Annotated in this window: 19 protein-coding genes; 10 read left to right on the top strand and 9 right to left on the bottom strand. The window is 72.4% G+C overall.

Going from position 1 to position 20,946, the window contains the following annotated elements:
* Positions 1-118 precede the first annotated feature (118 nt).
* Genes ABD714_RS14660 through thiO form a run of 3 tightly spaced genes read right to left on the bottom strand, consistent with a single transcriptional unit; the run spans position 119 to position 2,341 of the window.
* Positions 119-898 carry a thiazole synthase gene (locus tag ABD714_RS14660; RefSeq protein ID WP_344813123.1) on the bottom strand — a complete coding sequence of 260 codons (780 nt, stop codon included), beginning with the start codon at positions 896-898 and terminating at the stop codon, positions 119-121.
* Between the two features lie 28 nt (positions 899-926).
* Positions 927-1,130, bottom strand: coding sequence for a sulfur carrier protein ThiS (thiS, locus tag ABD714_RS14655; RefSeq protein WP_344813122.1), 204 nt, complete (start codon positions 1,128-1,130; stop codon positions 927-929).
* A complete protein-coding gene (gene thiO / locus ABD714_RS14650) occupies positions 1,124-2,341 on the bottom strand; it encodes a glycine oxidase ThiO (protein ID WP_344813121.1) in 1,218 nt (405 codons plus the stop codon). Before thiO ends, thiS begins: the two co-directional genes overlap by 7 nt.
* Positions 2,342-2,545: 204 nt before the next feature.
* On the opposite strand from thiO, the gene thiE reads away from it, so the two are divergent.
* From thiE to ABD714_RS14635, 3 genes are read left to right on the top strand one after another with little or no spacing between them, the layout of a single operon-like run.
* Entirely contained in the window at positions 2,546-3,280 is a 735-nt protein-coding gene (gene thiE, locus ABD714_RS14645; RefSeq protein ID WP_344813120.1) for a thiamine phosphate synthase, read from the top strand.
* 14 nt (positions 3,281-3,294) lie between these two features.
* Positions 3,295-3,822, top strand: coding sequence for a guanyl-specific ribonuclease (locus ABD714_RS14640; RefSeq protein ID WP_344813119.1), 528 nt, complete (start codon positions 3,295-3,297; stop codon positions 3,820-3,822).
* Entirely contained in the window at positions 3,819-4,211 is a 393-nt protein-coding gene (locus tag ABD714_RS14635; RefSeq protein ID WP_344813118.1) for a barstar family protein, read from the top strand. Before ABD714_RS14640 ends, ABD714_RS14635 begins: the two co-directional genes overlap by 4 nt.
* Before the next feature lie 189 nt (positions 4,212-4,400).
* Here the strand turns inward: ABD714_RS14635 and ABD714_RS14630 are convergent, their stop codons facing one another.
* Complete coding sequence (locus ABD714_RS14630) at positions 4,401-5,537, bottom strand: polyprenyl synthetase family protein (protein WP_344813117.1); 1,137 nt, start codon at positions 5,535-5,537, stop codon at positions 4,401-4,403.
* Positions 5,538-5,585: 48 nt separating this feature from the next.
* Here ABD714_RS14630 and metF point away from each other — a divergent pair, with 48 nt between their 5' ends.
* Positions 5,586-6,503: a methylenetetrahydrofolate reductase [NAD(P)H] gene (metF, locus tag ABD714_RS14625; RefSeq protein ID WP_344813116.1), complete on the top strand. Its 918-nt coding sequence runs from the start codon at positions 5,586-5,588 to the stop codon at positions 6,501-6,503.
* An 84-nt stretch (positions 6,504-6,587) separates the two neighbouring features.
* On the opposite strand, the gene ABD714_RS14620 is transcribed toward metF, so the two are convergent.
* On the bottom strand, positions 6,588-8,747 hold the full coding sequence (locus ABD714_RS14620; RefSeq protein ID WP_344813115.1) for a HelD family protein: 2,160 nt from the start codon (positions 8,745-8,747) through the stop codon (positions 6,588-6,590).
* 80 nt (positions 8,748-8,827) lie between these two features.
* On the bottom strand, positions 8,828-10,168 hold the full coding sequence (locus tag ABD714_RS14615; RefSeq protein ID WP_344813114.1) for an FAD-dependent oxidoreductase: 1,341 nt from the start codon (positions 10,166-10,168) through the stop codon (positions 8,828-8,830).
* 94 nt (positions 10,169-10,262) lie between these two features.
* On the opposite strand from ABD714_RS14615, the gene ABD714_RS14610 reads away from it, so the two are divergent.
* The 6 genes from ABD714_RS14610 (at position 10,263) to ABD714_RS14585 (ending at position 15,481) form a co-directional block, all read left to right on the top strand.
* Positions 10,263-11,246, top strand: a complete 984-nt coding sequence (locus ABD714_RS14610; RefSeq protein WP_344813113.1) for a carbohydrate kinase family protein — start codon at positions 10,263-10,265, stop codon at positions 11,244-11,246.
* 23 nt (positions 11,247-11,269) lie between these two features.
* Positions 11,270-11,548, top strand: coding sequence for an Rdx family protein (locus tag ABD714_RS14605; protein WP_344813112.1), 279 nt, complete (start codon positions 11,270-11,272; stop codon positions 11,546-11,548).
* Between the two features lie 121 nt (positions 11,549-11,669).
* The gene (locus tag ABD714_RS14600) at positions 11,670-12,422 is read left to right on the top strand and encodes a PIG-L deacetylase family protein (protein ID WP_344813111.1); all 753 of its coding nucleotides are present in this window, start codon (positions 11,670-11,672) and stop codon (positions 12,420-12,422) included.
* Positions 12,423-12,803: 381 nt separating this feature from the next.
* Complete coding sequence (locus tag ABD714_RS14595; protein WP_344813110.1) at positions 12,804-13,517, top strand: class I SAM-dependent methyltransferase; 714 nt, start codon at positions 12,804-12,806, stop codon at positions 13,515-13,517.
* 73 nt (positions 13,518-13,590) lie between these two features.
* Positions 13,591-14,868 (top strand): DNA polymerase IV, encoded by a 1,278-nt coding sequence (dinB, locus tag ABD714_RS14590; RefSeq protein WP_344813109.1) that lies wholly within the window; start codon positions 13,591-13,593, stop codon positions 14,866-14,868.
* Between the two features lie 202 nt (positions 14,869-15,070).
* Positions 15,071-15,481, top strand: coding sequence for a DUF3040 domain-containing protein (locus ABD714_RS14585; protein ID WP_344813107.1), 411 nt, complete (start codon positions 15,071-15,073; stop codon positions 15,479-15,481).
* A gap of 416 nt (positions 15,482-15,897) precedes the next feature.
* On the opposite strand, the gene ABD714_RS14580 is transcribed toward ABD714_RS14585, so the two are convergent.
* The 3 genes from ABD714_RS14580 to ABD714_RS14570 all read right to left on the bottom strand — a co-directional run bounded on the left by ABD714_RS14580 (position 15,898) and on the right by ABD714_RS14570 (position 20,936).
* Positions 15,898-16,860 (bottom strand): DUF559 domain-containing protein, encoded by a 963-nt coding sequence (locus tag ABD714_RS14580; protein WP_344813106.1) that lies wholly within the window; start codon positions 16,858-16,860, stop codon positions 15,898-15,900.
* 579 nt (positions 16,861-17,439) lie between these two features.
* The gene (locus ABD714_RS14575) at positions 17,440-19,656 is read right to left on the bottom strand and encodes a transglutaminase TgpA family protein (protein WP_344813105.1); all 2,217 of its coding nucleotides are present in this window, start codon (positions 19,654-19,656) and stop codon (positions 17,440-17,442) included.
* Complete coding sequence (locus ABD714_RS14570) at positions 19,656-20,936, bottom strand: DUF58 domain-containing protein (RefSeq protein WP_344813104.1); 1,281 nt, start codon at positions 20,934-20,936, stop codon at positions 19,656-19,658. The genes ABD714_RS14575 and ABD714_RS14570 overlap by 1 nt, the downstream gene beginning before the upstream one ends.
* Positions 20,937-20,946 lie beyond the last annotated feature (10 nt).

The following is a 20,946-nucleotide window of genomic DNA, read 5'->3' as shown; positions in this document are numbered from 1 at the left end:
ACGATGGGGGAAGTCGGCCCGGTGCTGGATGACACAGGGACCTTCGGCCGAGTTTAGGCACGGGGGAGGGTCGAGCCGGGGATGCCGCGCCGAGGCGAGGCTCCATGGCACGCGCCGGTCAGTCGATGCGTCCGGCACTCGTCGAGGACGCCTCGGCGTAGCGGCGGACCGGGATCCGACCCGCCCCGCGGGCCAGCCGACCCGCCCGGACGGCGTACCGCATGGCCTCGGCCATCGCCACGGGCCGCTCGGCCCGGGTGACCGCGGAGGCCAGCAGCACGGCATCGCACCCGAGCTCCATGGCCAGGGCCGCTTCCGACGCGGTGCCGATCCCGGCGTCGAGGATCACCGGGACCCTGGCCGCCTCGACGATGAGCTCGATGTTGTGCGGGTTGCGGATGCCCAGGCCGGAACCGATCGGAGCGCCCAGCGGCATCACCGCCGCGCAGCCCGCGGCCTCCAGCCTGCGGGCCAGGATCGGGTCGTCGTTGGTGTACGGCAGCACCACGAAGCCGTCGGCGACGAGCCGCTCCGCGGCGTCCAGCAGCTCGATCGGGTCGGGGAGCAGCGTGATCTCGTCGGCGATCACCTCGAGCTTCACCCAGTCGGTCTCCAGCGCCTCGCGGGCCAGCTGGGCAGTCAGCACCGCCTCGGCCGCGGAGTAGCAGCCGGCCGTGTTCGGCAGGATCGCGATGCCGTGCCGGTCCAGCACGTCCAGCACCGACCCGGGGGCGCTGGGGTCGACCCGGCGCATGGCCACGGTGGTCAGCTCGGTGCCGGACGCCAGCAGCGCAGCCTCCATCACCTCGAGGCTGGGTGCTCCGCCGGTCCCCATCACCAGCCGCGAGGTGAACGAGCGGCCGGCGATCACCAGCGGATCGGTCGGCTCGGCGGTCACCGGGTCCCTGCGTACGCCGCTCGTCAGCTCAACCACCCTGCACCGCCGTGACGATCTCCACCCGTGCTCCTTCGGTCAGGGCCGTCTCCGCCACCCGGGCCCGCGGCACCACCGTGCCGTCGACGGCGACCGCCACGCCCCGGCGGGGAGTCTCGTCCCCGTCGCCGACGACCTCGTGCAGCCTGGTGCCGGCGGACACCTCGCGCCGCTCGCCGTTGACGAAGATCAGCATCGGCGGTCCTCTTCGCGGTGACCGGCTGCGACCGGGTCGACGCGCCCGCGGTCGATGCGCTCGCGGTCGATGCGCTTTCGGTCGAAACGCTCCGGGCCGAACGGTGCGGCCACGTCGAGCACGCGGTCGTGCAGCACCAGCTCGGCCACCACGTCGGCGGTGATCGGGGTGAGCAGCACCCCGTTGCGGTGGTGACCGGTGGCCAGCACCAGGCCCTCCAGCACGCCCCGCCCGAGGATCGGCGCGTTGTCCGGGGTGCCCGGTCGGTAGCCGACGGACGCCTCCGCCAGCACGTACTCGGTGCTCATCGGGATGGCCAGTCGAGCGTCGCGCAACAGCTCGTACACCCCGCCAGCGGTCACCCGCCGGTCGAAGCCGAGCTCCTCGACGGTCGCGCCGACGACGACCTCGCGGCCGCCGTCCCGGGGCACCAGGTAGATCTCGGTCCCGCGGGTGAAGGCCCGGACCACGACGCCGGGCTGGGGGAAGCGCCCCGGATCCAGCCGGAGGATCTGGCCCTTGACCGGTCGTACCGGGACCGGCGGGATCCCGGTGACCTGACCCGCCCAGGCGCCGTTGGCCAGCACCACCGTCGGCGCCGACACCGACGTCCCGTCGGCCAGCACGACACCGGTGACCCGGTCGGCCGCACTGGCGACGTGGTGGACGAACCCGGCGGCGGCCCGCACGCCGACCCGTTCTCCCGCCGCCGTCAGAGCGGCCAGCAGCTGCCGGTTGTCGCAGCTGGCGTCGCCCGGGACCAGGAGGCCGGCGCGGACGGTGGGGGCGAGCAACGGCTCGATCGTGCGCGCCTCGCGGCTGGTCAGCCGGCTCGACTCCAGACCGAGCCGACCCAGGTAGGCCGCCAGCGTGGCCAGTCGCGCGGCGTCGTCGGCGTCGTAGGCGATCGAGAGGGTGGGGCCGGCACGGAGACCGCTGGGTAGACCACTGGCCTGCTCGACCTCGGCGGCGAAGGACGGGTAGCGCTGCATCGAGGCCAGGTTGAGACCGAGGAGGACCTCCTCGGTGAACGTGGTCTCGGTGACGGGGGCGAGCATCCCGGCCGCGACCGTGGACGCCGCGGCCGCCGTCTCGCCGCCCACCACGACCACGTCCAGACCGGCGGCGGCCAGCCGCCAGGCCGAGGCCCGGCCCATCAGCCCGCCGCCGATGACGACCACGTCGGCGGTCGCGGGCTGGGTGTCGGTCATGCCGTCAGTCTAGGAACCCCCGGCTCACGGCCCGGAGATCGGTAGGGTCGCGGACATGACGGTGATGTTCGGTCGCGCTCCGCGCTCGGCGGTCCCGCGCTCCGCGCCGTCTCGCTCGTTCGGCGCGATCCCGTACGACCAGGGACGCGTCGCCCGCCAGTACTCATCAGACAGGTGCTCCTGCCCTCCCGAGAGGCTCCACTCATGAACGTACTCATGGGGCTGCAAGCCCGGCTGCGCCTGGCCCGGCTCTACCTGTGCACGGACGCCCGGACCGAACGGGGTGATCTGGCCGAGTTCTGTGAGGCGGTGTTCGCCGGCGGGGTGGACATCCTGCAGATCCGGCAGAAGGACATGGACGCCGAGGAGGAGCTCGAGGCGCTGCAGGTGGCCCGGCGGGCGGCCGAGCGGCACCGGGCCCTGGTCTGTGTGAACGACTCAGCGCAGCTGGCCGAGCGCTTCTCGGCCGACGTGCTGCACCTCGGTCAGACCGACGGGTCGTCCCGTCGGGCGCGGCGGCGGCTGCACCGCTGGGCGATGATCGGTCGGTCCACCCACGCCCCCGACCAGACCGACCGGGCGATCGCCGACGACGACGCCGACTACTTCTGCGTCGGTCCGGTGTACGCGACGTCGACGAAGCCCGACTACGAGCCGGTCGGGCTTGACCTGGTCCGCTACGCCGCTCGGGTCGCTCCGCCGCACGACCTCGCCGCCAAGCCGTGGTTCGCCATCGGAGGCATCGACGAGGGCGTGCTCGACGACGTGCTGACCGCCGGCGCCCGCCGGGTCTGCGTGGTCCGCGCCCTCACGCTGGCCGACGACCCGGAGGCCGCGGCCCGCTCGCTGAGCTCCCGGCTGCGGGACGCCTGGCGGGCCGACCCGGCGATGGAGCAGTTCACCCTGGGCGCCGCCGGCTTCACCGGTCCCGCCCGGTGACACCCCCGGTGCCCGTGAACCGTACGGTCGCCAGGGTCGGCGCCATCCTCACCGCCGTCGCGGTGGTGGTGCTGCTGGTCTACGCGCTGCAGGCGGGCGGTCCGACGCCGACAGCGGGCCCGACGGACGCCGTTCCCACCGCGACCACCGCGAGCTCAACGGGACGGAGTGTCGACCGGACCCCGACGACGGGCCGGGCCACCGCGACGGCTCGGACGACGACGGCTCCCCGCTCGAGCAGCCTGCCCAGCCCCAGTGACGGGCTGGCGTGGGTGCGGCTCGCCGACCTACCCGTCCAGGCCCGCCAGACGGTCGCCCTGATCGACGCCGGCGGCCCCTTCCCGTACGCCAAGGACGGCGCCACGTTCAACAACTTCGAGGGCGTGCTGCCGAAGCGGGCCCGCGGCTACTACCGGGAGTACACGGTGCGGACGCCGGGGGAGCGGGACCGTGGCGCCCGGCGGATCGTCACCGGCGACCGGGACCGTGAGCTGTTCTACACCGCCGACCACTACGACACGTTCGCGCGGGTGCAGCGATGACGGCACCGGGGATGACGGCACCGGGCGGCGAGCCCGAGCGGACGGGTCTGGCCGCCGGGCGAGGCGGGGTCTACCGGGTCGTCGCGGCCGCCGACGACGTCGAGACGCAGCTGGCTTCTGACGGCTGGCGGGTGGCGGTGCTGCCCGAGGTGGCCCGGAGTCGCGACTTCTACGCCGCCCTGCGCACGAGCCTGGACCTGCCGGACTGGACCGGGGCCAACCTGGATGCCCTGTGGGACGTGCTCACCGACATGACCGAGCCGACCGCCCTGGTCTGGCCGAGCCACGCCATGTTCGCGGTGGCCCGGCCGGGTCCCTGGCGACGGATCCTCGACGTGCTGGAGGAGCGGGCGGCCCAGGACCCGCCGTTCGCGGTCGTCCTGACCTGAGGCGGCGGCGGTATCCGGGACAGACGCGGGTCTCGATCGCTGGGTGCACCCCGACACGCCTGGGTGCGGTCCATCGAGCCGCTGCTTTGGCCCGCCTCCGGTTCCTGACCGGGGCCCATACCTCCCCCCTCAGGTGCTCCGGTGGACCGCTGCCGCGGCTCAGGCGCTCCGGTGGACCGCTGCCGCGGCTCAGGCGCTCCGGTGGACCGCTGCCGCGGCCAGGGTGGTGAGTCCCTGCCGACCCGCGGGGCTGATCTCAGGTCCGGCCAGAGCCGCGACCGCCTCGTCGTAGTAGGTAGCGATCATCGACTCCACCGCTTCGTGCGCGCCGGAGTCCACGATCACCTGCTGCAGGGCGGCGACGCCGGCGGCGTCCAGGGCGGGGTCACCCAGGCGGTCGCTCAGCAGCCGCCGCCCGCTGTCGTCGGTGCGGGCCATGGCGGCAGCGATCAGCACGGTCCGCTTGCCCTCGCGCAGGTCGTCACCGACCGGCTTGCCGGTCAGCTCGGGATCGCCGAAGACACCGAGCAGGTCGTCGCGGAACTGGAAGGCGCGTCCGAGTGGCGACCCGTAGGCGGCCAGGGCATCCAGCAGCGTGGACGACCCGCCACCGATCACGGCGCCGAGCTGAGCCGGGCGGTAGACGGTGTACCGGGCGGACTTGTACTCCACCACCCGGTTGGCGGCGAGCAGCTCGGCGTCCGGGTCGGAGCCGAGGGCCAGCGACTGGGCGGCCACGTCCAGGTACTGCCCGCAGGTCACCTCGGTCCGCATCGACTGGGCGATCGCCAACGCCCCCGGGACCGACGCCGCAGGCAGCCCGGCGCGCTCCAGCATCTCCACCGACCACATCACCAGCAGGTCCCCGAGCAGGATGGCCCCGGCGCGACCGAAGGTCTCGGGGTCCCCGAGCCGACCGTCGGCCAGGTGCCGGCCCTCGAGCTCCCGGTGGGCCGACAGCGCCCCCCGACGGGTGTCCGAGCCGTCCATCACGTCGTCGTGCACCAGGGCACTCCCGTGCAACAGCTCCAGGCTCGCCGCAGCGGTGAGCAGGGGCTCGGTGGCGTCGGTCTGATCCCGCACCGGGCCCAGTCCGGCGGCAGCGACGTAGCCCCAGGCGCAGAACGCGGGCCGCAGCCGCTTGCCGCCGGCCAGCAGCCGAGCGGCCAGGTCCACGAGGGTCCCGACCTCGGGTTGCAGCTCACTCAGCCGGGACTCCTGCTCCTCCAGGAACGTCGTGATCCGGTCCTGGATCGCTGACCGGAACGGTTCACCGAGAGGGTGGCTGGGGTCCAGCAGGAGCGGGATGTCGGGGGCTTCGACCACATGGTGAGCCTACGGAGCGCGTGGGAGCCCCGTCGTTAGGGTGACGGAATGGCCGGTCCGCTCTCGTACGCGTCACGTCCGCCGACCGTGGCCGACCTGCTGACCGCCGGCGACCGGCCGCTCTTCTCCTTCGAGCTGTTCCCGCCGAAGGACGACGACCAGGCCCGGGTGCTGTGGGACACGGTGCGTCGGCTGGAGGCGCTGGCGCCCGACTTCGTCTCGGTGACCTACGGTGCGAGCGGGTCCACCCGGGACCGCACCATCGACGTCACCCGGGCCATCGCCGAGCAGACCACTCTGCGGACGATGGCGCACCTGACCTGCGCCAGCCAGGCCAGGGACCGGCTCCGGCGCGTGGTGGGCGCGTACGCCGACGCCGGCATCCGACACATCCTGACCATCCGGGGCGACATGCCCGGTGGACCGACGCAGCCGTGGGTCCGCGAGCCCGACGGGTTGGCCAACGCCACCGAGCTGGTCGAGCTGGTAGCCACCCTCGGCGACTTCTGCATCGGCGTGGCCGCCTTCCCCGACCTGCATCCCGAGCGCAAGGACGCCGCCCTGGACGCCCGGGTGCTGGTGGAGAAGGAGCGGGCCGGGGCGGGCTTCGCCATCAGCCAGCTGTTCTTCACTGCCGAGCGCTACTTCGAGCTGGTGGACCGGGTCCGGTCGTCGGGGTCGGACCTGCCGATCATCCCCGGCATCATGCCGGTCACCCGGCTGAGCCAGATCCAGCGGTTCGCCGAGCTCTCCGGAGCCGACCTGCCCCGCTTCGTGGTGGACCGGCTGAACGCGGCCGGCGACGACCCCGCCGCCGTCCGTCGGGTCGGGGTGGAGCTGGCCACCGAGCTCAGCCGGCAGCTGCTGGAGGGCGGTGCGCCGGGTCTGCACTTCATCACCATGAACCGCTCCACGGCGACGCTGGAGATCCTGCAGGGTGTCGACACCCTGACCCGGACGCGCTGAGGTCACGAGCGTGACCCACCCGGACCTGCGCGGGAGCGCCGCGTCCGGGGGCGTTCGTGACCAGCGGGGAGCAGGACCAGGGTGTCAGCCCAGGTTCCGCCGCCACAGCGGGTCGGGCCTCAGGTCGAGGGTGACCAGGCGCTGGGTCGGTCGGGTCAACGCCACGTAGAGCGAACGCAAACCGCCGGCCGACTCCGCCACGATCGTGTCCGGGTCGACGACCAGGACCCCGTCGTACTCCAGGCCCTTGGCCTGCAGGGCCGTCACCACGATCACCCGCTCGTCGGACCCCTCGGGGGCGTCCTGCAGGGCGCGGACCACGGCGGCCAGCCGTGACGGCGGGGCGACCACCCCGACAGTGCCTTCGACCGCCCCGAGCAGGGCCCGTACCGCGTCCCGGACGCCGTCGCCGAGGTCCGCGGCGGTGAGCAGCTCCGGAGCCACCCCGGTGGAGCGGACCGCCTGGGGCAGATCGGCCTCCGGGTAGGCGTGCACCACGACCTGTGCAGCCAGGTCGAACACCTCGGACGGAGACCGGTAGTTGGTGCTCATCCGGTAGCGACGGACCGGAGCTCCGCCCACCAGCTCGGTCAGGGCCCGCTCGGTCTCCCGGCCATCCGGCCAGGAGCTCTGGGCCGGGTCGCCGACGATGGTCCAGCTCGCGCTCGGTCCGCGGCGGCGCAGCATCCGCCACTGCATCGGCGTGATGTCCTGAGCCTCGTCCACCAGGATGTGCGCGAACGTGTCGTGCGGGGTGGCGAACGGGTCGATCTCGCGCTTCGGGGCCAGCCGCTCCATCGTGGTGACCAGCTCGGCGATCTCGGTGTCGTCGTCGGCGAAGAGGGAGATCTCCCGCTCCTCCGGCTCGGGCAGCGGACCGAGGCGGTGCACGAGCTCGTCCAGCAGGGCGGCGTCGGCGATGGTCCAGGCGCGTCCGTCGGGCCGGTCGCGGAAGGACGCGCTGAGCAGCTCGGCGTCGTCGGCGCTCAGGATGCCGGCGGTCACCCGCTCGGTCATGCTGCGGGAGGCGAGCCGGGCCAGGGTGTCGGTGGCGTCCACCCGCGGCCACCAGGCGTTGGTGAACACCGTGAAGGCGGCGTTGTCGGTGATCTTCTCGTCGAACTCGTCCCGCTCCAGGTCGATGTCGCCCCGCTTGCGCCACAGGGCGTTGAGGAGCGCCTTCTCCGCGGGCTCGCGCCCGGCGTTGAGCTTGGTGTGACCCAGCACATCGGCCCGGATCCGGCTGAGCTCGTCGGCCCTGAGACGGAGCACGTCGCCCTGCAGCGTGACGAACAGCTCCCGCGGCACGTCCTGCCACGGCTCGTTGACCAGCCGCTTCAGCACCGCGACCATCCGCAGGCTGCCCTTGAGGGTGGCGACCGCGGCGGTGTCGGTGCGCTCGCCGCGCAGGTCCACCACGTCGGCGGCGACCCCGCCGATCGAGCGCAGCGTGACCGCGTCCTCGCCCAGCGACGGGAGCACCCGCTCGATGTAGTTCATGAAGACCTGGCTCGGACCGACGACCAGCACCCCACCGTTCTCGAACCGGCGGCGGTGGGAGTAGAGCAGGAACGCGGCGCGGTGCAGGGCGACGACGGTCTTCCCGGTGCCGGGGCCGCCGGAGATCATCGTGAAGCCCTGCCAGGGCGCGCGGATGGCCTCGTCCTGCTCGGCCTGGATGGTGGCCACGATGTCGCGCATCTGCGGACCACGGGCCCGGCTCAACGCCGCCATCAGGGCACCCTCGCCGACCACCACCAGATCCTCGTCGGAACCCTCGCCGAGCAGATCGTCCTCGATGCCGATCACCCGGTCGCCCGAGCAGCGCAACACCCGTCGGCGGACGACGTCCATCGGGTTGACCGGGGTGGCCCGGTAGAACGGCTCGGCGGCGGGGGCGCGCCAGTCGATGACCAGCGGCTCGTAATCGGCGTCGCGGACCCCGATCCGGCCCACGTAGCGGATCTCGCCGTCGGTGCGGTCCAGTCGACCGAACACCAGTCCCTCGTGCTCGGCGTCGAGGACGGCCAGCCGCTTGGCGGCCTGGAACGCGAAGACGTCGCGCTCGTACAGGCCTGTGCCGTCCTCCTCGCGCACGAAGCTGCCTCGGTCGGACTTGTAGAGGTCGGCACCCTGGTCGGCCACGTGCTGGGCCGAACGGGTGGCCTCAGCGAGCCGCGAGTAGACGAGATCCACGTGCGCCTGCTCGACCGCCAGCTCGTGCTCCAGCGTCGATTGCTTCAAGAAGAACCTGGCCTCACTGCGGTACTGCCGAAAACGGACGACTCACTCTACTCGCGCGCCGTACCGAGTTCGAGCCGATGTCAGCCGATCAGATCGTGGGCCGCGTACGAGGCGAGGGCGCCCGACAGCACCGTGGCGGCCGGGCTGTTCCCGGCCGGGGACCACGGCCCGGCGAGCAGCAGCCGATCCACGCCGCTGCGGACGGGCGGGCGGTCCAGCCAGCTGTCGAATCCCCGCCAGGCGGCGCCGGCCCCGGGGTCGGGCGCTCGGTGCTGCCAGTCGTGCACCGAGTGCAGGGTCCCCGCCGTGACCGGTCGCCGGTAGGTCACGGTCGGGACGCCGCCGGCGTCGAGGGTGACCGTCTCCTGCACGCGTCCGCGGGACCAGTCGTCGGTGGCCGGCCGCAGCTCGTGGGTGACCTGCGGCGCCGCCGCCGGTGTCAGGCGGCGGAGGTGGCGACGCAGGGCGCGGGCCCGGAAGCGGGGGAGTCCCGCGGCCGGCAGCTGCCACGGGTCCGCGGTCCAGATCACGGCGGCGGCGGTCAGCCGCTCGTGGGTGGTGACCACACCCCGGGCACGCCCCTGGTCCAGGTCGAGCACGTCCACCCGTTCGTTCAGGCGGATGTCGACCCGGCGCACCCGCGCGCGTTCGATCAGGGCGTCCGTCAGGGTCGAGCTGCGCCCGGTGCGGTCACGGTGGTCGTCGACGCAGTCCGACTGCAGCGTCCAGCGACCGAAGCGGCGCTCGATGGACTGGGAGACCGCACACCAGGCCGGGGTGGTCTCCGGCTCTCCGCCCTGGCGGTAGGCGCCCGCGCGCAGCACCGCGGCGAGGTGCGGGTGGTCGATCTCCCGGGCCAGGTCGGCGACCGTCCGGTCCTGCTCGATCCGTCGACGGACGGGTCCGGTCAGCTCGGCCTTGCCGGTCAGCTCCGCCTCCCACCCCAGCTTGCGGACCGTCTGCCAGACGTCGTCCAGCTGGTCGACGAGGCGGCGCCACCGGTCGGCCACGGCCGTGCCGTACGCCTGCTCGTGCTCGGCGAACAGCTCGCCCCGGTCGGTGGGCCAACGGAGCTCGGCGCCGTCGGCGAAGACGTACGTGGCCGGCTCGGCTGCGGACAGGGCGACCGCCGAGCGGTCGAACTCCTCGACCAGGGTCCGGCCGCTCTTGCGGAACAGGTCGCGCCAGGGGGCCGGGAACTCCAGCACGGGGGGTGCGTCGTCGAGGACCACGCTGCCGCCGGGGAGCTCCAGCGTCCGCGAGGCCCATCGGCCGCCGAGCCGGTCGGAGGCCTCGTAGAGCCGGACCGGGTGGCGGGCCTTGGTCAGCCGCAGGGCGGCGGCCAACCCGGCGAGTCCGCCGCCGACCACGACCACCGGCGGCCCGTCGACCGTCCGCCGTGCTCTCGCCGTCGCTGTCACAGTCGGTCAGCGTAATGGCGGCGGTCCGGGCCGGACCGCGCCGGGGATCGCCCGCGTGCCGCCGTCGCCGGGAACGGGCCGTTACGCTGCCGCCGTGCAGATCGCCGTGACCGGATCCATCGCCATGGACCACCTGATGACCTTCCCGGGTCGGTTCGCCGAGTCGCTCGTGGTCGAGCACCTGGACAAGATCTCGCTGAGCTTCCTGGTGGAGGACCTGCAGATCAAGCGCGGCGGCATCGCGCCCAACGTGTCCTTCGGACTGGCCGCACTGGGCCTGAGCCCGCTGCTGGTCGGCTCGGTCGGGGAGGACTTCGGCGAGTACCGCGCCTGGCTCGACCGGCACGGCGTGCTGACCTGGCCGGTGCACGTCTCCGAGACCAAGCACACAGCCCGGTTCGTCTGCACCACCGACGCCGACAACGCCCAGATCGGCTCGTTCTACACCGGGGCGATGGCCGAGGCCCGGCAGATCGAGCTGGCCCCGATCGCCGCCAGGGTGGGCGGACTGGACCTGGTGATCATCTCCCCGAACGACCCCGAGGCGATGCAGCGGCACACCGACGAGTGCCGCTCCCGGGGCTACCGGTTCATCGCCGACCCGTCCCAGCAGATGGCCTGGCTGGACGGTCCGGAGATCATCCGCCTCATCGACGGCGCCGACTACTTGTTCTCCAACGACTACGAGGACACCCTGATCACCCAGAAGACCGGCTGGTCGCACGAGGAGATCGTGTCCCGGGTCGGGGTCCGGGTGATGACCCGGGGGCGCCGGGGGGCCCGGGTCGAGGTGGCCGGCCAGGAGCCGATCGACGTACCGATCGCGCAGGAGACGGCGAAGCGCGATCCCACCGGTGTCGGTGACGCCTTCCGGGCCGGCTTCATCGCCGGGCTCTCCTGGGGCGTCTCGCTCGAGCGCTGCGCGCAGATCGGCTCGATGCTGTCGGCGTACGCGGTCGCCGTGGTCGGCACCCAGGAGTACCGCTTCAACTCCTCGTTCGGCCGACGGTTCGCCGAGGCGTACGGCGACGAGGCGCTCGCCGACATCACGCCGCACCTGACCGGTCTGCGCCTGTGACGGACGCCGCGGACACCGGGTCGGTGGCCGCACCGCGCCTGGTGATCACGTACTGCACCCAGTGCCGGTGGCTGCTCCGGGCCGCGTGGGTCGCGCAGGAGCTGCTGACCACGTTCACCACCGACCTCGGCGAGGTCGCCCTGCGGCCGGGGGTCGGTGGCGTGTTCACCGTCGCGCTGGACGACGAGCTGCTGTGGGACCGTGCCCGCGACGGCGGCTTCCCCGAGATCCCCCCGCTCAAGCGGCTGGTCCGGGATCGCGTCGCCCCCGCCCGTTCCCTCGGTCACACGGACTCTGTGTGACGGCGCTGCTCGACTCTTCTTGACGGCGCTGCTCGCCCGCGCTTCGGGGCCTGAGAGATCGTCGCGGGCTTGTGCTGCGCCAGAGAATCGTTCCGGCCAGCGCCTGACTAGGCTCCGGGACATGACCGACGAGACCGCACCCGAACCGTTCAGCCCCGTCGACGAGAGCTGGGAGCGCGCCCTGTGCGTGGTCGCGCATCCGGATGATCTCGAGTTCGGCGCAGCCGCGGCGGTGGCCCGCTGGACGGACCAGGGCAAGACCGTCGCGTACGCGATGGTCACCAGCGGCGAAGCCGGGATCGACGGGATGAGCCCGGACGAGTGCCGGGTGGTGCGGGAGGCCGAGCAGGTCGAGTCCGGTCGGATCGTCGGTGTGGACGTGGTCGAGTTCCTCGGTCAGCCGGACGGCGTGCTCGAGTACGGCGTCGCGCTGCGGAAGGTGATCTGCGCGGCGGTCCGGCGGCACCAGCCCGAGATCGTCATCACCAACAACTTCCGGCCCACCTGGGGTGGCCGGTCGCTCAACCAGGCCGACCACATCGCAGTCGGCGCGGCCACCCTGGACGCCGTCCGCGATGCCGGCAACCGCTGGGTGTTCCACGACCAGATCGCCGCCGGGCTGCACCCCTGGGGCGGCGTCCGGCAGGTGTGGGCCGCCGGGTCACCCGAGGGGAAGCACGCTGTCGAGACGACCGCCACGTTCGACCGCGGGGTGGCGTCGCTCGAGGCGCACCGCGCCTACATCGACGGACTCGGCTGGGAGTTCTTCGATCCCCGCGAGTTCCTCGAGGGCGCGGCCCGGCCCACGGGAACCCGGCTCGGCGTACCCCTGGCCACGTCGTTCGAGGTGTTCTCGATGGGGTGGGGTGAGTGACCGGTCCGTGACCTGGGGAGCCGGCGTCGCAACGTTCGCATCACGAACGACGCGCCGCGATGTCGGTGCTCGACACCCTGTCGGTGGCGGCGTGTAGCGTAGGTCCTGGTTCGAACGCGATTTCGATTCAGGGCTTGGGGAAGACCTGACCAGAGATGTCGATCGAGCTGACGCAGTGATTCGCGCCTGCGTGCCCGGGCTGGTCCCGGCACGAACGGACCTCGACCCCCGTGCGTGCCGGGCCTCCCGATGGGCGACCTGGTCTCAGCCGCTCTCGTTCGAGGGCAGCAGAAGGCGACGGACGCCGGGACCGCGCCGCGGGCTCGGTGCGCGAGCGCGCCGGATAGCCTCACGGGAGAGCCAGTCACCGAGGAGGACCACGTGTCGGACCCGCGTCGCCGCCGATCCGTCTCCCAGACGCATCTGGACGACCTGCTCACCGCGCAGCTCGCCGCCTGGGCGCTGGATCACCCGGGCCGCGACGTGGTGGACCTCGGGGGCGGCACCGGGGGGATGGCGATGGACCTGGCGGCGGACGGCTACCGGGTCCGGGTGGTGGACCCCAGCCCGGACGCGTTGGCCGCGTTGGAGCGCCGTACGGCCGAGCGGGGGCTGGCCGACCGGGTCAGCGCGGTCCAGGGTGACGCCACCGAGCTGGTCGACCTGATCGGGACCGAGAGCGCCGACCTGGTGGTGTGCCACAAGGTGCTCGAGGTGGTGGAGGACCCGGCGGAGGCCCTGGCCGCCATCGCCAGCGTGCTGCGCCCCGGGGGTGCCCTGAGTCTGGTGGTGGCTCAGCGGCACGCGGCCGTGCTGACCCAGGCCCTGGCCGGTCACATCGCGCAGGCCCGGAGGATCTGGAACGACCCACGATGGTTCGACCGCGAGAGCGTCCTCGCCGCGGTCGCCGCCGCGGGTCTGGAGGTGCGGGCGACCCACGGTGTCGGCACCGTGGCGGGCCACGTCACCGAGTCGGTGCTGGAGGCCGCGTCGGGTGGGCAGGCCGAGCTCCTGGAGCTGGAGACCGAGGTGGCCGCCGACCCCGCCTTCCAGGCCGTCGCGCCGCACCTGCATCTCTTCGCCGTGAAGCGGTGAGCCCGCTTTGTCGACAAGAATCGGCGAACACCCGGGTCGTGACCGACGAATAGAACCTGTGTACGATAACTGTGTGACCGGCCGCATCATCATGCACGTCGACATGGACGCGTTCTACGCCTCGGTCGAGCTGCGCCGCCGGCCCGACCTGCGCGGGACCCCGGTCATCGTCGGCGGCTATCCCCGGGGGGTGGTGCTGTCGGCGACGTACGAAGCGCGCGCCTTCGGAGTCCGGTCCGGGATGGCGTCCTCGCAGGCCATGCGGCTCGCGCCCAACGCGACCTTCCTCAGTCCGGACTTCGACGCGTACAGCTCGGTCTCCGCCGGGATCGGAGCGGTGTTCCGCTCGATCACCTCCGTCGTCGAGGCGGCCTCGATCGATGAGGCCTACCTGGATGTGACCGGTTCGCGGCGGATGTTCGGGACGCCGGTCGAGATCGGCGAGCACGTGCGCGCCGTGGTCGCCGACGAGCAACAGATCTCCTGCTCCGTCGGCATCGGTCCCACCAAGTTCGTGGCCAAGGTGGCCTCCAAGCAGGCCAAGCCGGACGGCCTGGTGGAGGTCCTACCCGACGGGGTGGCGGCGTTCCTGCACCCGCTGCCGGTCGAGGAGATGTGGGGCGTGGGGGTCAAGACCGCCGAGCGCCTGCACAACCTCGGCATCAGCACCGTCGGGGATCTGGCCCACACCCCGCGCGGCGGGCTGCGACGGACGTTCGGTCCGCACGCCGGGGGGATGCTGCGGGAGCTGGCCTGGGGTCGCGACGGTCGCCGGGTGGTGGTCACCGAGCCGGAGCGGAGCATCGGCTCGCAGGAGACGTTCGGGGCCGACAGCGACGACGGTCACGTGGTGCGCCGCGAGCTGCTGCGGATGGCCGACAAGACCGCCGGTCGGATGCGCAAGGCGGGACTGGTCGGCCGGACCGTGTCGCTCTCGGTCCGGTTCGCCGATTTCGCCGAGCTGACCAGGTCCATCACGCTGTCGTCGCCGACGGCGGTCACCGACGAGATCTACGCCGCCGCCCTCGGTCTGTACGAGCGGCTGGCCCTGGACCGTCCGCGGGTCCGCCGGGTGGGGGTCCGGGTCGAGGGGCTCGTGCCGGCGGAGAAGGCCTGCGTCCAGCCGACCCTGATCGAGCCGGAGCAGGGTTGGCGGGAGGCTGACCGGGCGGTCGACGCGGCGGTCGGCCGCTTCGGACCCGGGGCGGTGCAGCGGGCCGTCCTGACCCGGCGGATCTCGCGCCCGCCGTCGCCGACCTGGCAACCGCGCGGAGGCCTGGCCGGCGAGGGCGAAGCGGACCCGGCCGTTCCTCCGGGGCCGCAGATCCGAGAGATCCGGAACGGTGTCTGAGGGATCCCGGGGAGTCCTCACAGGGTCTGGAGAACGAGTCGAGAGCGTTACCACAGGAGAGTTTCGCTCGACACCCACGACACATACACTTGCGACACCAATGGCGTTGCTCTCGGGGTCGTGAATCCGGATCCGGGGTCCGTGCCGAACACTGAGCGCGTACAGTCAGAGTAAGCGCACGACGAGACATGGGAGGTGGCCGATGGCCCTCTCAGAAGAAGAGCAGCGGCTTCTCGAGCAGATGGAAGCGGCCCTGGCCGCCGAGGACCCCAAGCTGGTGAACACGCTGCGCGGAACCGGGGTGCGCAAGCTCCATCGGCGCCGGGCCGCGATAGCGGGTGTCGGCTTCTTCGTGGGTCTTGCCCTGCTGGTCGTCGGCCTGTATCTGATGTCCAGCGGCCCGATCGGCTACGTCGGTCTCAGCCTCCTGGGCTTCGGCATCATGGTCGCCGCCGCCGTGACCGCGATCTACTCCTGGCAGCACGTGGGCACCAGCGCCCCGGCCCGGGGCGGCGAGCGTGCCCGAGCCCCGCAGGGATCCGCCACTGACGGATCGTTCATGGACAAGATGGAGGAGCGCTGGCGTCGCCGGCGCGACGAGTCCGGCTTCTGAGCCCTCTCCGTCTGCACCACCACCCAGCCGTCGGCTGAGCTCACCGCTCCCGGCGGCTGTCGTGCGTCTGGGGGCTGGTCGATCCTGGTGAGGTCGTCGATCCGGTCGATTCCGTCGATTCCGTCGGGCGTGACTGGGGCGATTCGCTGAACCGGGTGGACGTTGGTGGCTCGGTGGTGAGTTCTGGTGGCTGAGCGCGTGGCGGGTGTGCCGTTTGGCTCGGGGGCGGGTTCTGGCTGCCCTGGCGCGAGTCGGGTCTGCCGTTGGTGGCTCGGGGGTGGGTTCTGATGTCTGGGCGTGTGGCGATGTCTGCCCGTGAGTGGTCCCATGGTGGCCTCAGTGCGAGCCACTGATTGTCACCCGCGGGCGCCGCGATCCGTGCCGGGTGAGGGTTCTCGACCGGGCGCCAGGCTTACTCAGCCAGCGCCGTTACCCGCGAAACGCTCGGGGAAGTGCTGCTTCCACTCGGGCCGCCACCGGCCCGGCGGGTGGCCGCCGGCGTCGCGCAGGGCGTCAGCAACGCGCCGCAAGGTCCGTGCGGGGTCGCGGTAGATGCCGCGCGACGTCACCTGAACCAGCGTGTAGCCGAGTCGCTCCAGCTCCTCACGCCGGTGGATGTCCGAGTCGCGCTGGTCCAGCTCCCCGTGCTGCTCGCCGTCGTACTCGATGATCAGCTTCAGAGCCAGGTAGCACATGTCGAAGCGGCGATCCCACTCTCCGTGGAGGTCGCGCAAGATGACGTTGACCTTCGGTTCGGGAAGCCCGGCGAGGACGAGAAGCATCCGCAGGCGCGTCTCCATCGGGGAGTCGACACCGGCGCGGACGTAACCGAGGGCGCGCCTCGCTCTCCTCGCCCCAGCACCGGTCATGTCGCCCACCGACCGCTTGAGCGACTCGAGAGTGGCCCGGCCCTTCCTGAGCATCGCGTCGCCGGCGATGACGAGATCGACCAGACCGAGTCCGGCGGCGGCCAGCTCGCAGAAGACCTGGGCCGGCGTCGACAGCCGTATGCCGTTGCGGACCGTCGTCCCGCCTCGCACGGTCACGGGCTGGTGGGTGAGGACGCCGCGGCGGCGATTTCGGCCCTGGGACTTCGCCGTGGTCACATGCACGAGGCCGTCGACAGGCACCGGGATGCCCCACAGCTCGGCAGCCGTGTGATGACTCGCATAGGCGTCCGGCCCGGTGCGGTCCAGGGCTGCAGCCGTCCGTACCTCGGCGGTCACCGCGACCGACGAGCACACGTAGGTGTCGTGGAACAGCCGCTGGTACGCGGGCGTTCGCAGCTTGCCCTCGGCGATCCCAGCCGCGCGGGCGTCGGCGCGACTGAAAGGAGCGCGCGGATTGAACGTGGTCTTGGTTGGAGCCTTCGTCGTCACGTTCCTACAACTAAGGACGTTCGCGCCAATCGTTCACGATTGTCCACAGGCCGAGGCTCGGTGTGAGCGTCTGTGGACAACGCGCCCGTTCCTGGGTTCCGCAGGTTCGCTGTTCGACGATTCCGTACGTGCGGCTCGGAGGCCGGGTGACACCAATGAGTCACAACCGCCAGATACGCCGCGGCGGAACCACCCGATGTCGCCGGGAAGTCATGTCCGGTGGTCCGGCGGGCGGAGCCGGGGACCGGATGTCGCCGGGAAGTCAGGTCCGGTGGTCCGGTACGGGGAGCCCGGGACCGGATGGCGCCGGGAAGTCAGGTCCGGTGGTCCGGTACGGGGAGCCCGGGACCGGATGGCGCCGGGAAGTCAGGTCCGGTGGTCCGGTACGGGGAGCCCGGGACCGGATGTCGCCCGGAAGTCACGTCCGGTGGTCTGGGCAAGCGCACCCCGGGATCGGATGGCGCCGGGAAGTCACGTCCGGTGGTCCGGTACGTGAACCCCGGGACCGGATGGCGCCGGGAAGTCACGTCCGGTGATCCGGGCCAGCCGACCAACCGAGACCGAGACCGAGTCCTTGAGTCAGGCCCTCGGTCGCCGGAACAGCGACTTGGGTGCCACCGTGGCGAGCCAGCGGCGCCACCGGGAGGGCGGGGCCAGGCCGCGGCGGATCTGCCGGGTGACGGCGGGCAGGTCGTCGAGCGCGGCGCCGTCGAGCGAGCGGGAGTAGCGGCCCTGCTCGACCAGCACCGCGACCCGACCCATGGCCGCCGACTCCTCGGCGTCCAGCCGATGACCGACCGTCGAGCCGATCGAGCGTGGTGAGCCCTCCGGCCAGCTGCCGCCGTAGTCGATGACGGAGTCCCGGAGCTCGGCCCAGACGTCCTCGACGACGTCCTCGGGAGCACCTTCGCCCGTCAGCCGGGCCGAGCGCCGGCGGAAGCGGATGGTCGCCGGCGCCGCCAGGACCAGCAGCGCGAGCAGGCCGATGCCGGATCCGATCAGGGTCTGGCGCCAGGGCACGCCGGCTCCGGCGCCTGCATCCTCCGGACCGGCGGAGGGTGCGGCCGAGGGGGCCTCGCTGGGGGCGGCGGTCTCCGCCGACGGCTCCTCGCTCGGGTTCAGCGACTCCTCGTCGCTCGGGGCGTCCGACCCGGGCACGGTCCAGGCGGGTGGGGTGCCGGTGACGCTGGCCGGGGTCGGCTCGAAGCGCACCCAGCCGTACCCGGCGAAGAAGAGCTCCGGCCAGGCGTGCATGTCGCGGATCGACACCTCCCAGGTGTTGTCCTCGACCCGCTCACCGGGCAGGAAGCCGACGGCCACCCGCGACGGGATCCCGACCTCGCGCGCCATCATGGCCATCGACGCGGCGAACTGCTCGCAGTAGCCGCGGCGGTCGCGGAGCAGGAAGTTCTCCAGCGCCCGGTAGCCGCTGCCCGGCAGCGGCTCGGTGCTGTAGGTGAAATCGGGTCCGCGCAGGAACTCCTGGATGGCCCACGCCTTGGCTGCGTCGGTGTCGGCCCCCTTCGTCACCTCGCGGGTCAGTTCCTTCAGGTCGTCGGGCAGATCGGCCGGGAGGATGGAGGTGATGGTGCTGTCGGCCGGGGTGCCGGCCACGGCCCGGGCCAGCGCCGTGGCGTCCGGATCCAGGTCGACGCTCTGCACGTCGTACGAGAGGTTGCGGATGGCTTCGTCGCGGGCGTTCCGGGCGGACGACAGCATGATCAGCGAGTTCGGGTCGTAGGCCCAGTCGCCGGCGACGGACACCGACCGGGGCGCGTACGGGAGCGGGAGGTACTCCGAACCGAAGTCGAGCACCGAGATCTGGGTGTTCCGCACGTCGCCACCCTCACCGCTCACCCCGGGGATCTGCGGCAGCCGCGTGCCGCCCTCCAGCCGCATCTGCACGTTGCGCCAGCCGCTGGCGTCGAACTGGGGGAGCGAGGCCATCCGCAGGTAGAGCCCGCCCGGCCTGTCGCTGGTGTAGCGGATGACCACGGTGTCCGCACCCTGGTTGAGGTTGCGGCGCAGATCCAGCGTGGGGTCGGTCAGCTGCAGCGGCCCGTTCCCGCCGGGCCCGTTGCCGATCCCCAGACCGGGGAGGGCGAGCGTGGGCAGGGCGAGGCCGAGCACGGCGGTCACGGCCAGGGCCGGCGCCCCGATCAGACCGGCCGCCCGCCACACCATCGGCGTCGCGGTGCCGAAGCCGTCCGCGGAGTCGCGGGACAGCCCTCGGGTCCAGCGACCGGTCCGGTTGAGGCCGTCGGCCACCAGGATGCCGAGGTAGCCGAAGGCGAGGCAGGCGAAGGGCACGATGCCGGTGTCGATCCCCAGACCGATGGCCGGGACGACGAACGCGGCCGCCGGCGGGGCGATGCCCCAGGCCGGTCGTTCGAGCCCGCTGACCAGCAGGTCCGTCAGCACGAAGATCAACCCGATCACCGACACGAAGATGACTTTCACCCCGGCGTCGGTGTCCATCGGGGCCGCCTGCGTCTGCATGTGCTCGATGCCCTGGCGCCACAGGTCGACGTAGTGGGCGTACCACGCCTCGCCCCGACCGGGGGCGAACGACGACAGCACGAAGAGCAGCACCGCCAACAGGGCGAGCTGAGCGGCGAGCACGAACCCGGTGGTGAGCCGCGCCCGTCGCAGCCCCACGGTGACCGCGGCCAGCACCAGCACGACGAACCAGGACTGACCGAGGTAGGAGCTGTCGGTGGTGAGCGGACCCGCGGTGAAGCTGATCAGCAGCACGGCCACGGTGGTGGCCAGGATGAACCGGTCGCTGGAGCGCATCAGGCTCCCATCCCGGCCAGCGAACCGGCGCCGAGCCGGTCCAGGCCCGACCAGGCCTGGGCGACGCTCAGCCCACGCTCGACGCCGACGACCCGCCACTGGTTCTCGATCAGGATCTCGGTGGCCAGCTCGTGCTGGCGGCGCGTCCGCTCACTGGTCGGCTCGTCGCTGAAGGTGTCGATGTCGAGCACCATCGCCAGCCCCTGGGCGCGGTTGCGTCGCAGCCGGAGGAGGGAGTTCGCGTCCTCGGGCGTCATCCGGCCCATGATCGCCACCACCAGCTGTCCGGCCTTGTCCACGTCAGCGGCCTGCACCGCGTAGTGGATGCTGGACGTCGCCCGGCCGCGCAGATCGGTCAGCCGGCTGAGCGCGAGATCGCTCGAGGTGGAGCTGTGCTGACCCAGCTGACCCGAGATGTGCATCGAGCCGTCGGGTTCGTAGATCTCCACCCCGAACCCGTCGTCGAGGAAGTGCACCGCCACGGAGGCCGCGGCCGAGACCGCCCACTCCAGTGAGCTGTGCATGCCGCGCCCGGCGTGGGCGCCCACGCGCGCGTCCAGCAGCACGCTGGCGGTGGGGTCCCAGGCCTGCTCCTCGCGACGAACCATGAGATCGCCGCGCCGGGCGGTGGACCGCCAGTGGATCCGCCGCCGGTCGTCGCCTTGGCGGTACTCGCGGACCAGCACGTCGTCCTGTCCGGTGACACCGACCCGGTGCGGGCGGGCCTCGCCGGCGCTACCCGCCCCGCCGGCCGAGCGCATCGCGGGGAGGATCTCCACCACGGGGGTGATCATCACCTCCGAGGTGGCCTGGAAGTGGCGGTCCAGCTGCACCAGCCCGAACGGGTCGGTGGTGCGCACCATCAGGGGTCCGGTGCGGAACCGACCGCGGACCCGGCCGAGCATCGGGTACTCGATCTCGCGTCGCCAGCTGAGATCGGCCTTGTCCACCACGAACCGGGGCCGGTTGCCGAGCTCGGGTGGGACGGAGTCCTCGAGCAGCAGGATGCCGGCGGGCAGCCGCCCTTCCTGGCCGAGGGTGATCCGGCCGCGCATCGGTGACCCGAGGGGCACCCGGGAGGGCTCGACGCTGCGCTCGCAGGACAGCCGCAGCCGCGCCCGGGCGACCAGCACCGCCGCGATGGCCGGCAGCGCGAGCAGCAGCAGGCCGATGCGCATCACGTCGCGTTGACCGGCCACCATCGCTCCGAGGACGATCAGCAGGCCGATCACCAGGAAGACGTGCCCGCGGGCGGTGAACAGCCGCCATGGTCTGCGCATGCTCACCGTT

The organism is Microlunatus aurantiacus (assembly GCF_039536605.1).
Taxonomy (GTDB): domain Bacteria; phylum Actinomycetota; class Actinomycetes; order Propionibacteriales; family Propionibacteriaceae; genus Microlunatus; species Microlunatus aurantiacus.
Note: the sequence above shows the minus strand (reverse complement) of the source record. Positions and strands in the feature narration are given on the sequence as shown.

What these genes read in the sequence shown, in the direction of transcription:
- ABD714_RS14635 (WP_344813118.1), top strand. Translation starts at nt 3,819, where the DNA reads ATGACGGCACCGGGGATGACGGCACCGGGCGGCGAGCCCGAGCGGACG.
- thiO (WP_344813121.1), bottom strand. Translation starts at nt 2,341, where the DNA reads ATGACCGACACCCAGCCCGCGACCGCCGACGTGGTCGTCATCGGCGGC.
- metF (WP_344813116.1), top strand. Translation starts at nt 5,586, where the DNA reads ATGGCCGGTCCGCTCTCGTACGCGTCACGTCCGCCGACCGTGGCCGAC.
- thiS (WP_344813122.1), bottom strand. Translation starts at nt 1,130, where the DNA reads ATGCTGATCTTCGTCAACGGCGAGCGGCGCGAGGTGTCCGCCGGCACC.
- ABD714_RS14600 (WP_344813111.1), top strand. Translation starts at nt 11,670, where the DNA reads ATGACCGACGAGACCGCACCCGAACCGTTCAGCCCCGTCGACGAGAGC.
- ABD714_RS14575 (WP_344813105.1), bottom strand. Translation starts at nt 19,656, where the DNA reads ATGCGCTCCAGCGACCGGTTCATCCTGGCCACCACCGTGGCCGTGCTG.
- ABD714_RS14585 (WP_344813107.1), top strand. Translation starts at nt 15,071, where the DNA reads ATGGCCCTCTCAGAAGAAGAGCAGCGGCTTCTCGAGCAGATGGAAGCG.
- ABD714_RS14570 (WP_344813104.1), bottom strand. Translation starts at nt 20,936, where the DNA reads ATGCGCAGACCATGGCGGCTGTTCACCGCCCGCGGGCACGTCTTCCTG.
- thiE (WP_344813120.1), top strand. Translation starts at nt 2,546, where the DNA reads ATGAACGTACTCATGGGGCTGCAAGCCCGGCTGCGCCTGGCCCGGCTC.